Raw genomic sequence first — 14,375 nt, 5'->3', positions numbered from 1 at the left:
AGAACTGTAGGTCAGTCGAGGCGCCAGTACCATGTCATCCACGGAAAACCGTGGAGGTGGGCAGGCGCAGGGCCTTTCCCGGCGCTTCGGGGACGGCGATTCAGGGGGTTGGAGTGCTTGCCTGGCCATGAAAGCGCTCGGGTTGTTTCATTTTGTTTTCATCCAGCGGAGGGAGGTCTTCCAGTGCGCTGGCGAGGACGCTCCAGGCCATCCGTGAGCGGAGCCAGCGGCCGGGGGGCCCGGGAATCCAGGCAACAGCGGAGGCGCCGGCGGACATGCCGGAGTCCGGGTCCCGCAGCGCCACACCGCGCGTGCGTATCTCGTTCGCGGCGAGCGTGGGACAGCCGGCCCGCGACAGGTCGCGGTCGAGCGCGGCGGTGGCCTCTTCCAGGGAGGCGTCCGCGAAGGGCTCCAGCAGCCGCGCGTGGAAGGCGGTCTCCGTCAGGGCGAGGCACCGGTTCGCCTGCGTCGCGCAGCCGCGGGCCTGGCGGGCCACGTCCGGGGGCGCGGCGAGACCGGCGAAGCGGGGGGCCGTCAGGAGCAGGGCGTTCATCCGGGCCGTCTGTTCCGCGGACATGGGCGTCCAGTCCGCGGGGGGCGAGGCGAGTGAGGCATGCGCCAGCCGCTCGATGTCCAGCAGGTTGACGGCCAGCGAGCCGCCCGCGAGCGAGTCCGTGCGCAGGCTCAGCCACGCGAGGTGGCGCACCTGCTGCGCGGCCTCCAGCGGGTGGCCCGTCCTCAAGCCCTGGAGCATGCGGAACTTCGCCCAGCGCTGGAGGAGGAAGAGGTCGGGGACCTCACCGGCGACCCAGTTGAAGCGTGCCCCGGCGCTCAAGGGGCTGCCGTTGAACAGGTCCCACCGGTCATACGCCAGCAGCCGGACCATCCAGTCGAAGTCCAGGCGGGACACGTCGATGTTCGCGGTGAGCCAGCGGCCCTGCTTCAGATCCAGGGCCTCCTCGCGCAGCGCTTCGGGAAGGACGAGCGGCGAGCCCTCGGGCGGCGGCCGTTTCAGGTCCCGCGACCAGGGCAGCCAGGCGTTGAGCAGGAGGCCCGCGTCGCCTTCCGTCCGGCCTTCGTGGAACCAGGGGTCGGCGCCGAGCGCGGCTTCCTGCGCGCAGTAGGCATCCACGTTCGCGGCCAGTTGCTCGCGGTGGAGGCGCAACGGGGACTCGGACTTCCGCTGGAACCATGCCTCCACGCCCACCAGGCAGGCACCGGTCAGCACGACAAGCCCCGCGACGGAGACCGTGGCGATGCGCCTGCTCCTGCCCGGCGTTGCCCTGTCGGAGGACTTCATGACGGACAATCCTAGAGGGCTTTTTCCAGACGACCCAGGAACTGTCCACGACCGCCGCGCCACTGTTTCAGGGCAGACGGCCAACCAGACCCCTGCCCTATTGGCCGTGGGTGGATCCGCCTGCCCGGAATCAATGACGGGCCCTGGGCAGTGCGGCGCTCGGGCGACCTAGCTTACTTTCGAACACACGGAAGAGAGAGCCGTGCCCGACGCGACGACCCCGCCCCTGATTCTCATCATCGACGACGAGCCGGAGCTGGAGGTGATGGCCCGGTACCTCGAGCTTGAAGGCTACTCTGTCCTGACGGCGAGCAACGGCGAGGAGGGACTGCTGGCCCTGGCCTCCTGCCGCAAGCCCTGCATCGTGCTGCTGGATTTGATGATGCCGGTGATGGACGGCTACGGCTTCCTCCGCCGGGTGCACGACGATGCCACGCTGTGCGGACTGCCCGTCTTCGTGCTCACCGCCAGCTTCCAGACGGAGCGGATGGCCGGCGTCGTCGGGCTCCTGCGCAAACCCCTGCACATGGAATTGCTGCTGGAGGCGGTCGCGCCGTACTGCCCCTGCACGCCTCCCGGTGAAGAGGAGCACTCCGCGGGCTAGAACGGCCTCGGGTCAGGCCGCGATGCGGGCCACGCACTCCGGACCGTCGTTGGCGGGCGAGTTCACTCCGCGCGCCACTTCATACAGGTCCAGCGGCGCATCCAGCGCCGGGACGAGCAACGGCAGCAGGACGGACGCCTCCTGCGGCTCCGGGCGCAGCCACACCTCCTGGGCCTCCTTTGACAGGATGACGGGCATCCGGTCGTGGATGGGCGCCATCAGCGCGTTGGGGCCGGTGGTGATGATGGTGCAGGTGCGCAGCACCTCGCCGGTGTCCGGCGCCGTCCACTCCTCCCAGAGCCCCGCCAGCGCCAGCGGCTTGCCGTCGCGGTGATGGAAGAAGAACGGCGTCTTGGGCTTCGTGGACTGCTTCCACTCATACCAGCCGTCCACCACCACCAGGCACCGCCTGCGCTTCAGCGCCGAGCGGAAGCTGGGCTTCTCCGCCACCGTCTCGCCGCGCGCGTTGATGAGCTTGTTGCCAATGGACGCGTCCTTCGCCCAGGACGGGATGAGCCCCCAGCGGAACACGTCCAGCAGCCGCGCGCCGTCGTTGGGCACCACGGGCAAGAGCTGCGTGGGACAGAGATTGAAGCGCTCGCGCTCCAGCGTCGCGCGCGCGCCCGCGAGCTCCAGCTCGGCGACGAGCTGCGCGGGGGAGGTCCGGACGGTGACTCGGCCACACATGGGCTGAAGCGTAGCGCCCGGCGGCCAGGCACGCACGTTCCGGGCGCCCGGCCGGTGGGGGACCGGGCCCCGCCCCCGGTCCCCGCGCGTCCTACTGGAACAGCCGCCAGCGGGACTCCTTCGGCGCCCCGGTGGGCAGCGCGATGGGGGCCTCCCAGGTGATGTGGTACTCGGTGTCCAGCAGGCCCAGCTTGCGCCCCTGGACGCGAGGGTTGCGGACCCCCACCATGGTGAGCACCTCGCGCAGCACGCCCTCGTGATACGCCGCCGGCATGAAGTCGCGCCGCATGATGAAGAGCGCGTCCCCATCCCCCTTCCAGTCGACGGAGCGCTCCCCGTAGCTCACCGCCATCTGGTATCCGGACGGCAGGTTGGACACGAGCTTGCGCGCGTCGCCTCCGGCCAGGAGCAGGAACGTGCGGCCCACCGCGGACTCCAGGAAGCTGCGCGTGGCCTGCATGCCCATCTGCCGCAACGCCTCATCGCCCCCACCCCACCGGGGTGCCAGCAGCCGCGCCGCCACCTGCGACAGCTTGAGGAAGCTGGCCACCGGGTAGTTGAAGAAGCCCACGAAGCGGCGCTCGTCGGTGACGGCCCGGCACGAGGCCACCGCTTCCTCGCCCACGCCGCTGCGCACCGTCTCCAGCACCCCCAGGAAGAACATGCCCCGGGCGGTGTCCAGCTCCGTCGCCGCCATGCGCCGCACCGCCCAGTCCGCCTCCACCGCGCCCGCCTCCGGGTACGGCTTCGCCTGTGCCTGCATGTGCTTCCTCCATGTTCGCGTGGGCCCACGCCCCACTTGCGATTCACCAACGTGCCGCCGCTGCTGCTCTCTCTTCAGGGATGCGCCACGGCCCCGGCCGCCTGGATAGACGCGTCCGGGAAGAGGACTGTGAAGCGCGAGCCATGGCCGAAGTCACTCTCCGCCTGGATGCGCGCGCCGTGGCCCTGCACCAGGCGCTTCACGATGGCGAGCCCCAGCCCGGTGCCGCGCAGCTTCGTGGTGAACATGGGCTCGAAGATGCGCTCCAGGAGCGGCGCGGGGATGCCCGGCCCGTCGTCCGTCACGCGCAGGCTCCAGCCGCCGTCGCCCCGTGCGTCGGCGTGCACGCAGACCGTCCCGGAGCGCTCCGGCGGAATGGACTCCACCGCGTTCTGGATGAGGTTGACCAGCACCTGCCGGAACTGCTCCCGGTCCAGGTGCGGCACCGGAAGCCCGTCCGGAACCTGGTTGTTCACGCGCACGCCCTCGCGGCAGGGCACCACGCTGATGGCTTCCTCCACCAGCGGCTTGAGCGGACAGGGCGTGCGGCGCGGAGGCCGGCCCTTCGCGTAGTCCAGGAGGTCGGAGATGATGACCGAGCACGCCTGCAGCTCCCGGTCGATGATGTCCAGGAAGCGCGCGATGCGTGGATCCGCGGGGAAGGACTCCACCTTGCGCATGCGGCGCAGGACGAACGCGTTCGCGGTGCGCGCCGCCGCCAGCGGGTTGCGCAACTCGTGGCTGACGCTGGCGGTGAGCTGCCCCAGCGACGCCAGCCGCTCCATCCGCTCCGCGTGGTCACGGAAGGCATGCACCTCGCGCACGGCGGCGTCCAGCTGACCTGCTCGCAGCGCCAGCTCCTCTTCACTGGCGGCCTCCGCCAGGGCCTGGCGCCCGGCCCGCTCCCCCAGGTCGCGCAGCGCGTCCCGGCAGGCCACGAGCAGCACCGCGTCGATGACGCCCACCCAGAAGGCGTGCTCCAGGAAGCGCCACCACTCCGGGTGCAGCTGGCCATAGACGGACTCCGGCCACAGCGCGCCCCGCATGCAGTGGTCCACGACGATGGCCAGGCTGGCGCTGAGCAGCACCTTCGGGTCCCGGTAGAAGGACAGCACCGCCAGCGAGCCGAAGATGTGGAAGTGCGTCTCGATGCGGCCGCCCGTCAGGTGGATGAGCAGCGCGGACCAGAGCATCTGGCTCACCGCCACCACGTGCCGCGTCACCGCCTCCCCCGGATGCAGCCGCGTGAGCATCACCGGGAACACGCTCAGCGCCGCCCCCAGCAGCACCGCCGTCTGCACGTGCAGGTGCAGCGCGCGCACCTTGCCCTCCCACCCGTAGGGAGAAACGAACACCGCCACCAGCACCGCGGCCACCCACTGCCCCAGCATCAGCCACGTGAACAGTCCGTCCACCCGCCTGCGGGATTCGCGCAGCTGCAATGCCAGAAGCGCCGCCGCCCGTCCTTCCAGACCTTGAGAGACATTCACCGGAGCATGAAAGGAAAAGGCTGGCATGGACGAAGTCATCTCTCTTCACCCGACCGGAATGGTGGCGGAAGTGATTAACCCTGTAAAATACGAATTACACGGAACTCCATGATCCAACCATGCTGCCCCAGGGCACGAGGAGTGCCTGCACTTGAACACTGCCGGCCCCCACCCACGCCGACGGTGTGAGACAGAACCGAGCGGCTCCATCCCGTGCATTCGCAGCCAACAATGACATCCTGGCCATCCCCGCGTCCATGGAACCGGGCGCATCCGGTACCGGAGTACGAGGCGTGCGCTCACGTCTGGCCAGTGGGCCCCGCACCCAGGTCCCAAGGGGGCGCAGGGGCCAGCGGCGTACACGCCCCGCGGGGCACCATCAGGAGGCGGCGGCGTGGGGACGCGACGGCGTTTCGAGCGTGGCGTCCGTGTCTCCCCGGGGCAATTCGCGGGCGGCGGGGATGAAGCTCATCGCGCGCTCGGCGAGCGCGGTGATGGTGAGAGAGGGATTGACGCCGGGGTTGGCGGAAATGGCCGCGCCATCCACCACGTACAGCCCCTCATAGCCATACAAGCGGTGGCGCGCGTCAATGGCGCCTGTCTTTGCGGAGTCTCCCATGCACGCGCCGCCCAGGATGTGCGCGGTGGTGGGGATGCCCATGAGCGTTTCGCTGACCATGGTCATGGGGTAGCCATCCAGCTTGTCGGACACGCGCTTCGCCAGGTCGAAGGCCTCCGGCATGTTCGCGGTGGGCGCGGGGCCCTCCTGCAGGCCGGTGGTGAGGCCGGAGCGGAAGCCGGTGGTGAGCGCGCGGCCGCGGCGCATGCGCAGGTGGCCCTCCATGGTGCGCATGTACAGGAGGATCATCGTGCGGCGCGCGAAGTCCGGGACGAACCAGGCCTGGAGGAAGCGCAGGGGCTTTCGCGCGAGCAGCCCCACCAGCCGGGCCACGCGCGTCCACGCGGTGGCGCCCGGGACGTGGGGGGCCATGAGCAGGCGGAAGAAGCCGGAGCCCTCCGGGTAGCGCACGGGCTCCAGGTGCGAGTGCTCATCCGTGTGGAGGATGGACCCGATGGCGATGCCCCGGGACAGGTCGCGGTCCTTGTGCTTGCCGCCGCTGACGATGCCGATGAGGGCCTCGGAGTTGGTGCGCACGCCGTCGCCCACGCGCTCGGAAAGCAGGGGCAGGCCGTCCGGTGCGTCCTTGAGCTTGAGCAGCAGGTCCATGGTGCCCAGGACGCCGCCCGCGAAGATGACGTGCTTCGCGGTGAAGCGGCGCGTCTTCTTGAAGAAGCCGGTGCCCTCCTTCGCCGTCACCTCGTAGCCGCCGCCCTCCGGCAGCGGGCGCACCCACGTCACCTCCGTGTCCGCGTGGAGGGTGAGGCCCTTCTTCTCCGCGAAGTAGAGGTAGTTCTTGTCGAGCGTGTTCTTGGCGTTGTTGCGGCAGCCCAGCATGCAGCCGCCGCACGCGTTGCAGCCGGTGCGGTCCGGGCCCTCGCCGTTGAAGTAGGGGTCCTTCACGGTGACGCCGGGCTCGCCGAAGTAGATGGCCACGGAGGTGGCCTGGAAGTCCGTGCGGCCCAGGTCCTGGCCCACTTCCTTGAGCACCTGGTCGGGGTACGTGTTGAGCGGGTTGACGGTGGCGCCCAGCATGCGGCGCGCGGTCGCGTAGTGCGGCGCGAGCTCCTGCTTCCACGACGCCAGGTGGCCCCAGGAGGAGGCGCCGAAGAAGTCGTCCTTCGGGATGGGCAGCGTGTTGGCGTAGACGAGCGAGCCGCCCCCCACGCCGACGCCGGACAGCACGGTGACGTGGCGGAAGAAGGTCATCTTGAAGAGGCCGCGCCACCCCAGCCGCGGCATCCACAGCCAGCGCTTCAGGTTCCAGTTGGACTTGGGGAAGTCCTGGCCCTTGAGGCGCCGGCCCTTCTCCAGCATCACCACGCGATAGCCCTTCTCGACGAGCCGCAACGCGCTGACGCTGCCGCCAAACCCCGAGCCGATGATGAGCCAGTCGCAGTCCATGACGTCCTCTCCGTCTCCCGAAGGTGCGCGAGTTCCCCACGCCCGGGAGGTCCGCACTCTATGCCACGAGCGCGAGCCGTCCTCGCGGGAGCTGTCGCACGCCTTTTCGGGAGGGAGGACCTGGAGGCGCGGGCTAGCGCTTCGAGGCCTGCTTCCTCGCCCGGCGTGCGGCGGGCGTGTTGGCGACGAACTGGCGGCCCGCGCGGGAGCCTGTCCGCTTGCGTCGCTCGGTGGCCTTCTTCTGTGCCGGGCTCAGGTGGGCCCAGGCCTTCCTGGGCAGGTAGCGCGCGGTCGTCTTGCCATGGCGGGCGCGGGTGCCGCCGTCCTGGGTGCCCCACTTCTCCTTCGTCCAGGAGGACAGGTGGCGCTGCGCGGTGCCACGGGAGCCCCGGTAGCCGCCGCCGGCCTTCTTGTACTCGGTGGCGAGGAGCTGGGCCTTGCGCGCGCTCCACTGACCGGCGCTGCCGCCCTTGTCGCTCTTCATGATGCGCTTCTTGAGGCGCTCGCGCAGGGCGGGGTCCGTGTACCGGCCGCTGGCGCTGGCGGATGTGTGACTCTTGCGCGCGGCGCGCTTCGCGGGTGTGGCGGCGGCGTGCTTGCGCCGGGGAGCGGCGCGGGTCGTCTTCCGTCGGGTGGCCATCCAGGCTCCTTTGCTTGTGACAAAGGTACGGATGGCTCCGGGGGAATGGCTTCAGGTGCTCCGCTGCCTGCTCACCCTTGGGGCGGGTCGTGGGGACGGAACAGGGAGCACGCGCGCACGGGCTGGGGCGCGTACTTCTGGGGCAGGAGCGGGCACATGATGAAGGTGGTGGTCCGCGTCTGGACGTAGCGGGGCGGCGCGGCGCAGCGGTGGCAGAGGCTGTCCGGGAAAGGCAGCGGATCCGGGGGCGGCGTCATGGCGGTGGACAGCATCGCACGGACCCGGAAGGAAAGGCGGGTGCGGGCCGCGCGCGCTCCCTAGATTGCGAGGCATGCACGTCGCTGACGCCCACGTCGAACCCTCCCGCCTGCGCCTGTCCGGACGGCACGCCGTCCTGGAGGTGTCATGTCCGCTGCCCGGAGTGCTGCGGTTGAGGCACGCGCCGGTGTCGTCGGACATCGGCTTCCTCCACCCCGAGCTGCCCGGCAAGCGGTCCTGGTCCGTCATCGCGGAAGGGGGCCACGCGTTGACGGTGGAGCGCGAAGGCGACCGCGTGCGGGTGATGGCCGAGGGCGTGTCCCTGGAGGTGGACGCGGAGTCGGGGACGTGGCGCTTCCGGGACGCGCACGGCCGGGAGCTGGCGCGCTGCGTGGACGTGTCCGGCGAGGTGCAGGCCGCGTATCCGATGAGCCGGCATCGCGCGCGGCTGGCGCTGCGGGCACCCGAGGGGGAGCGATACCTGGGCTTTGGCGAGAAGGTGGGGCCGCTGGACAAGCGCGGCATGCACTTCACGTTCTGGAACACGGACGTGGTGCCGCACCACCCGGACACGGATCCGCTCTACCAGTCCATCCCGTTCTTCATCGGCCTGCGCGAGGGCGTGGCGTGGGGGTTCTTCCTGGACGAGTCCTGGCGCTCGGAGGTGGACGTCGCGCTCGCGGACGTGTCGCGGGTGGCGTGGGAGTCGTGGGGGCCGGAGCTGGACTGCTACCTGTTCGCGGGGCCCCTGCCGGCGGACGTGGTTCAGCGGTACGCGGCGCTGACGGGGCGGCCTCCCCTGCCCCCGCTGTGGAGCCTGGGCGCGCAGCAGAGCCGCTGGGGCTACGAGAACGCGGACGACATCCGGGGCGTCATCCAGGGCTACCGGCAGCGGGGTTTGCCGCTGGACTGCGTGTATCTCGATATCGACTACATGGATGGGTACAAGGTCTGGACCTGGGACGGGGCGCGCTACCCGGATCCCGCGGGCCTGGTGCGCGAGGCGGCCGCGCAGGGCGTGCGGCTGGTGCCCATCATCGACCCGGCCTTGAAGCAGGAGGCGGGCTGGAGCGTGTACGAGGAGGCGAAGGCGCGCGACTACCTGGTGCGCTACGACCGGGGCGGCGTGCTGGTGGGCGAGGTGTGGCCCCGGCCCGCGGTGTTCCCGGACCTGACGCGGCCGGAGGTGCAGCGCTGGTGGGGCGGCCTGCACCGCGACTTCGTGGCGCTGGGCATGGCGGGGTTCTGGAACGACATGAACGAGCCGTCGTGCTTCGCGGTGCAGCCGGACGTGGGCATCCTCACGCTGACGAGCGAGCGCTCCGACGGCGTGGGCAAGGTGGAGGGCAACACGCTGCCGTACGACGCGCGCCACGGGGACAAGCGTCACCTGGAGGTGCACAACGTCTACGCGCTGGGCATGGCGAAGGGCGCGTTCGAGGCGCTGCGCGAGCTGCGGACGGAGGTCCGGCCGTTCCTGCTGACGCGAGCGGGGTTCGCGGGCATCCAGCGGTACTCGGCGGTGTGGACGGGGGACAACTCCAGCCACTGGTCGCAACTGGAGACATCCCTGCCGATGTTGATGGGCCTGGGCCTGGCGGCGGTGGCCTTCACGGGCGTGGACATCCCGGGCTTCATCGGCAGGGCCACCGGTGAGCTGCTGGTGCGCTGGATGCAGACGGGCACGTTCTATCCGCTGATGCGCAACCACGCGGGCAAGGGGGTCGCGCCGCAGGAACCGTGGCGGTACGGAGAGCCGTACCTGACGCTGGCGCGCGAGGCTCTGGAGCGGCGGTACCGGCTGTTGCCCACGCTGTACACGCTGATGCACGAGGCGTCGGAGACGGGGCTCGCGCCCTTGAGGCCGTTGTTGATGGAGGCGCCCGGGGACGCGGAGGCGGCCGGTGCGTTTGATCAGTTCCTGTTCGGCAGGGACCTGCTGGTGGCGCCGGTGGTGCGGCCGGGACAGACGAAGCGGCTGGCGTACCTGCCGGCGGGCGCGTGGCTGGAATGGCCGGGGCTGGGAAGGACGGGCGAGGTGCGCGAGGGAGGGCAGTACGTCATCGCGGACGGGCCGCTGGACACGGTGCCGGTGTGGCTGCGCGCGGGAGGCGCGGTGGCGCTGACACGGCCCGCGATGCACACCACGGACGCGAACTGGAAGCACCTGGAGTGGCACGTGCACGCGGCGCCGGAGGTGCACGGCCGGCTCTATGAAGACGCGGGAGATGGATACGGTGAATCACGGCTCACGGTGCTGCGCGGCGGAGTGACGGACGGAGTGATGCAATTGGAGCGGAGCGAGACAGGGACGCTTCTGCGGGCCCGGACGGAGGAGACGATCCGGGTGTATGGCTTGAAGTCCGTGGGACAGGTCACGGGGGTACGTGCACACCGTGTCGAGAACGGTGTGTTGGAGCTCCAGGTGGCTTCGGATTGGACCCGGCTGGACGTGGAGCCATAGGTCAAAGGACAGGGAGTCCCTTGAACACGACACCCTCCAGTCCATGGCGTTCGACAACCTGCATGAATCGCTCCGTGGCGATGAGGATGGTCGTGTAGTCCGTCAGCCGGAACAGGTCCTGGTCCTTAGGCAGGGTGTGTCCGTCCAGGATGGGCTCTTTCGGATAACCGCCTCCCTGACGCCCACACCGTGCGCATGGACGTTCTCGTCCTTCAGGGAAACAACTGTCGTGCACTCGGCCGCGGGGATGGACTTCGATCTCCAGTAACTCCACTTCCGTCCGCCCCAGGAACCGCAGGTCCATCTTGCTGGCACGAAGCGCGATGCCCTCTTCACGCATGCGCTCCAGTGCATCGCGCCGCATGACGAGGGTCCATGGTTCTGGCAGATGGATTGCTCCCCATTTGCCGGAGGCCTTCCCTGTGAGAGGCCCGAACTCAGCACCTGGGAACAACGGGGCATCAAAAGGGACCTGGGACCGAACCAGCTCACGCAATCGCTCATACTCCTCAAGCGGTACTTGCCGAGCCTCTACGAGTTCCTGACGATGGGCCCAGCCCGAGAGATCCACGGACGGATACGCCTCTCCCAGTCCACCCGGGCTCGAATGGCAGGCCGGGCAGAGCCCACCCGGCAGGCCCCATCGGTGCACGCCATTGATATAGCCAGTGAAGCGCGGGCCTTCCCTGGGTTCCACCTCAAAGAATCTCACACATCCTCCCGGCACCTAGCGAAGCTGGTAGTAGTGAACAATGGGACCCATGATGTTGAAGTCAACGATCATCCGAGCCAGTTGGTCCTGGATTTCCTTTGGGGTGGCCCTCGTGTGTTCGCGAGCGAAGTCGCGCCACGCTTGATTCCAAGGGCCGCCCCGGCCCCCCACCCCATGTAGCCGTACATGCTCCGCACGAGGGATGATCATCGTGAAGTCATGTACGTTGATACCGCCCTGTCGCCTGAAGAATATCGCGAGGTTCGGATCCTGCGGATAGAGGTGATGCTTAACCCATCCAGCCCCTGAAGGCTTCCTGCCATCGGGTGGCGGAGCCGGGGCGGGATGGTTGTACCAGCGGATGACGAAGATGGCCTCGCGGTCACCTGGGAGCGACTGAGCGCTGCCCCAGTTGCGCCGGGGTCCCGAACCGGGCGCCGCTGACGACACAGGAGGCCGGATGCCGCCCCGTGCCAGCAGCACACCGGTGTCCTCGCAGCGATAGAGCCCGCAGAGGTCATCCGCGCAGACCAGCGCCACGCACCGGTCGTCGCCTTCGCAGGCGTGGTCCTCCTCCGCCGCGCCCCAGTCCTCCAGCGCGGGCAAGGGGGCGGATGCACAGCCTCCGAGGAACGACACCACCAATAGGAACAGCATGAAGGCGCGCGCTCGCATCGCGCGACTTCATATCAATCCCACGTCAGAACACGCCCGGGGGAAACGGCATCACCTGTGCGTAGCTACCGGGCTCAATCGGGCCCAGGTGCTCAAGCACCCCTGCGTAGCGGGGATGATCCGGCTTCAGGATGAACAGCGCCTCGCCCGCGATGGCCCCGGGCCCTCGCGCGGACATCCGGAGTTCCAGCGTGCCGTCCGGCTTCATGTGCGCCGACCCTACCGGCTCGGCCTCCGGGGCTTCAGGCACGGGCGGCATTCCAGGCGGACGCGGCGGAGGTCCCAGGGGTCTGCTCACCTCAGGCCGCCATTTCCCAGGCACACATCGACGCGACCCTCATCGTCGGGTCCGTCATCATCGTCTTGACCTCCTCCAGATTCTCCGTCTGGAAGGTCACCACGAAGGCCTTCGTGTCTTTGATGCCATTTTCGACGGTGAAGCTCCGGGTGCTGCCCACGACGGTCACAAACCGGGCCAGCTTGTTGTCCAACACCGAGTACTTCACGTTCTCGGCCAACCGCTCGTTGCTCATCTCGATTTGAACGAAGTGCATTCACCCATCGTACGAATTGTCTTCACAAAGACAAGCGACACATCTGGATTTCATCCAACACACCGCGCCAACCAGACTCTGGGATTCTCATTCTTGAATCCCAGTCATTCAGGAACGGTGCTCACCACAAGGGCGCCATGTTCTCCACGTACTTGAAGCCCGTGCCCGTGTTGAAGACGACCACCGTCTCCTCCGGTTTCACGTCACCCGTGGCCTGGAGCTTCTTGAGCGCCGCCACGCATGCGCCGCCTTCCGGCGCCATGAAAAGGCCCTCCGCCGCGGCTGCGTCCTTCGTGCCCTGGACGATCTCCTCCTCCGTCACCGACACCGCCGTGCCATGGCTGTCCTTCACCGCGCGCAGGATGAGGAAATCCCCCAGCGCCTTGGGCACCCGCAGGCCGTGCGCGTGTGTCGTCGCGCCCTGCCACATGGGTGCGTCCGGCTTGCCCTCCGAGTGCGCCTTCACGATGGGCGCGCAGCCCTCCGCCTGCACTGCCACCATGCGCGGCCGCTTCGCGCCGATGAGCCCCATCGCCTCCATCTCCTCGAAGGCCTTCCACATCCCGATGAGCCCCGTGCCCCCGCCCGTCGGATAGAGGATGACGTCTGGCAGCGTCCACCCGAGCTGCTCCGCCAGCTCGTAGCCCATCGTCTTCTTGCCCTCGACGCGGTACGGCTCCTTCAGCGTGGCGCACTCGTACCAGCCGTGCTCCTTCGCCAGCCCCGCGCACACGCGGCCCGCATCGGAGATGAGCCCTTCCACCGTCTCCACGTGCGCGCCGTAAGCCCGCGTCTCCATCAGGAACAATGACGCGATGTCCTTCGGCACGAAGACGTGCGCCTCCAGGCCTCCCCGCGCCGCGTACGCCGCCAGCGCGCTGCCCGCGTTCCCCGCCGAAGGCAGACACACCGCCTTCGCTCCCAGCGCCTTCGCCATGGAGACGGCGGCGGACAGGCCTCGCGCCTTGAAGGAGCCTGTCGGGTTGCCGCTCTCGTCCTTCACCAGGACCTGCTTCAAACCCAACCGCGCGCCCAGCCGGGGAGTGGCGAGCAGCGGCGTGAAGCCTTCACCCAGGGTCAGCCGGTGCGCCGGGTCGTCCACCGGCAGCACCTCGTGGTAGCGCCACATGGAGCGCTCGCGTCCGGGCAGCGCTTCCTTGCGCAGTGTCTTCGCGGCGCGCTCCAGGTCGTAGCGCGCGAACAACGGTGCCTGACACGCCGTGCACAGGTTCCACACCTTGCCCGGCGCATACGTCTGGTCGCACTTCGTGCATTCAAGTCGGAGGACGGACATGCCTCCGACTCTACTCAGTCCTTCAGCTCCAGCCACACCGGCGCGTGGTCCGACGGCTGCTGTCCCTTGCGCTCCTCGCGGTCCACGTCACATGCCGTGAGCCGGGGCAGCAGCGGCGCCGTGAGGAACAGGTGATCAATCCGCACGCCCTTGTTCTTGGGGAACATCAGCATCCGGTAGTCCCACCAGGAGAACTTCTGCACGTCCGGGTGCAGCTGGCGGAACGCGTCCGTCAGGCCGAAGGCGCGGAGCTGTTGCAGCGCGTCCCGCTCGCGCAGGGTGAAGAGCGTCTGCCCTTCCCATTGCGCCACGTCGTACACGTCGATGGGCTCCGGCGCGATGTTCCAGTCCCCGCCCATCACCACCAGGTCATCCGGCTTGTGGCGCGTGTCCAGGTAGTTCCGCAGCCGCCGGTACCACTCCAGCTTGTAGACATACGCGGGCGAGTCCACCTGCTGTCCGTTGGGCGCGTACGCACTCACCACGCGGATGCCGTTCACCGTCGCGGAGATGAAGCGCGCGTGCGTGTCATCCACCCCGTCCGACAGGCCCCGGATGACGTCCGTGGGCTCCGTCTTCGCCAGGATGGCCACGCCGTTGTACGTCTTCTGCCCGTGCACCGCGGCGAAGTAGCCCGCCTCCTTCACCGCGTCGAAGGGGAAGTCCGCGTCGGTGCACTTGAGCTCCTGAAGGCACAGCACGTCTGGCTGGGCGCTCTTCAGCCAGTTGACCAACCGCTGCTGCCGGGCCCTTACCGAGTTCACGTTCCAGGTCGCGATTCGCATGCGGCGCGGACCGTCGCACGCGGCCCACGCCCCTGCCACGCTTTTCCCCTCCCGCCTGTGGCCCCAGGGACACACCCGCGCCCCGCCCCGAGGGGGAAACCGTTGGCACACCGGTCGCAATAGGAG

Annotated in this window: 15 protein-coding genes; 2 read left to right on the top strand and 13 right to left on the bottom strand. The window is 68.9% G+C overall.

Features of this window, described 5'->3' with window-relative positions; translation table 11 throughout:
- Positions 1–100 precede the first annotated feature (100 nt).
- Positions 101–1,300 (bottom strand): hypothetical protein, encoded by a 1,200-nt coding sequence (locus D7W81_RS01660; RefSeq protein ID WP_120553535.1) that lies wholly within the window; start codon positions 1,298–1,300, stop codon positions 101–103.
- A gap of 202 nt (positions 1,301–1,502) precedes the next feature.
- Here D7W81_RS01660 and D7W81_RS01655 point away from each other — a divergent pair, with 202 nt between their 5' ends.
- Entirely contained in the window at positions 1,503–1,904 is a 402-nt protein-coding gene (locus D7W81_RS01655) for a response regulator (protein ID WP_244226912.1), read from the top strand.
- Between the two features lie 12 nt (positions 1,905–1,916).
- Here the strand turns inward: D7W81_RS01655 and D7W81_RS01650 are convergent, their stop codons facing one another.
- From D7W81_RS01650 to D7W81_RS01625, 6 genes are all read right to left on the bottom strand, one after another.
- On the bottom strand, positions 1,917–2,591 hold the full coding sequence (locus tag D7W81_RS01650; RefSeq protein ID WP_120553534.1) for an SOS response-associated peptidase: 675 nt from the start codon (positions 2,589–2,591) through the stop codon (positions 1,917–1,919).
- A gap of 91 nt (positions 2,592–2,682) precedes the next feature.
- On the bottom strand, positions 2,683–3,354 hold the full coding sequence (locus tag D7W81_RS01645) for a DUF2378 family protein (RefSeq protein WP_120553533.1): 672 nt from the start codon (positions 3,352–3,354) through the stop codon (positions 2,683–2,685).
- A gap of 74 nt (positions 3,355–3,428) precedes the next feature.
- Positions 3,429–4,871: a sensor histidine kinase gene (locus tag D7W81_RS01640; RefSeq protein WP_120553554.1), complete on the bottom strand. Its 1,443-nt coding sequence runs from the start codon at positions 4,869–4,871 to the stop codon at positions 3,429–3,431.
- A gap of 352 nt (positions 4,872–5,223) precedes the next feature.
- Positions 5,224–6,867 carry a GMC family oxidoreductase gene (locus D7W81_RS01635; RefSeq protein WP_120553532.1) on the bottom strand — a complete coding sequence of 548 codons (1,644 nt, stop codon included), beginning with the start codon at positions 6,865–6,867 and terminating at the stop codon, positions 5,224–5,226.
- A gap of 133 nt (positions 6,868–7,000) precedes the next feature.
- Positions 7,001–7,507, bottom strand: coding sequence for a hypothetical protein (locus D7W81_RS01630; RefSeq protein WP_120553531.1), 507 nt, complete (start codon positions 7,505–7,507; stop codon positions 7,001–7,003).
- Between the two features lie 71 nt (positions 7,508–7,578).
- Positions 7,579–7,779 carry a hypothetical protein gene (locus tag D7W81_RS01625; protein ID WP_208721115.1) on the bottom strand — a complete coding sequence of 67 codons (201 nt, stop codon included), beginning with the start codon at positions 7,777–7,779 and terminating at the stop codon, positions 7,579–7,581.
- 59 nt (positions 7,780–7,838) lie between these two features.
- Between D7W81_RS01625 and D7W81_RS01620 the strand changes: the two genes are divergently transcribed.
- Positions 7,839–10,229 carry a glycoside hydrolase family 31 protein gene (locus D7W81_RS01620; RefSeq protein ID WP_120553552.1) on the top strand — a complete coding sequence of 797 codons (2,391 nt, stop codon included), beginning with the start codon at positions 7,839–7,841 and terminating at the stop codon, positions 10,227–10,229.
- A 1-nt stretch (position 10,230) separates the two neighbouring features.
- On the opposite strand, the gene sitI6 is transcribed toward D7W81_RS01620, so the two are convergent.
- From sitI6 to xth, 6 genes are all read right to left on the bottom strand, one after another.
- Positions 10,231–10,926: a SitI6 family double-CXXCG motif immunity protein gene (sitI6, locus tag D7W81_RS01615; protein ID WP_279637795.1), complete on the bottom strand. Its 696-nt coding sequence runs from the start codon at positions 10,924–10,926 to the stop codon at positions 10,231–10,233.
- A 30-nt stretch (positions 10,927–10,956) separates the two neighbouring features.
- Positions 10,957–11,616 (bottom strand): SitA6 family polymorphic toxin lipoprotein, encoded by a 660-nt coding sequence (gene sitA6 / locus D7W81_RS01610; RefSeq protein ID WP_120553529.1) that lies wholly within the window; start codon positions 11,614–11,616, stop codon positions 10,957–10,959.
- A gap of 25 nt (positions 11,617–11,641) precedes the next feature.
- Complete coding sequence (locus D7W81_RS01605; protein ID WP_147445313.1) at positions 11,642–11,866, bottom strand: hypothetical protein; 225 nt, start codon at positions 11,864–11,866, stop codon at positions 11,642–11,644.
- Between the two features lie 49 nt (positions 11,867–11,915).
- The gene (locus tag D7W81_RS01600; RefSeq protein WP_120553527.1) at positions 11,916–12,170 is read right to left on the bottom strand and encodes a hypothetical protein; all 255 of its coding nucleotides are present in this window, start codon (positions 12,168–12,170) and stop codon (positions 11,916–11,918) included.
- 121 nt (positions 12,171–12,291) lie between these two features.
- Positions 12,292–13,464, bottom strand: a complete 1,173-nt coding sequence (locus tag D7W81_RS01595) for a threonine synthase (RefSeq protein ID WP_120553526.1) — start codon at positions 13,462–13,464, stop codon at positions 12,292–12,294.
- Between the two features lie 14 nt (positions 13,465–13,478).
- Entirely contained in the window at positions 13,479–14,249 is a 771-nt protein-coding gene (xth, locus tag D7W81_RS01590; protein WP_120553525.1) for an exodeoxyribonuclease III, read from the bottom strand.
- Between the last annotated feature and the right edge of the window lie 126 nt (positions 14,250–14,375).

The sequence above is a fragment of the Corallococcus aberystwythensis genome (assembly GCF_003612165.1).
Taxonomy (GTDB): Bacteria; Myxococcota; Myxococcia; order Myxococcales; family Myxococcaceae; genus Corallococcus; species Corallococcus aberystwythensis.
This window is presented reverse-complemented; position numbering and strand designations above follow the sequence as displayed.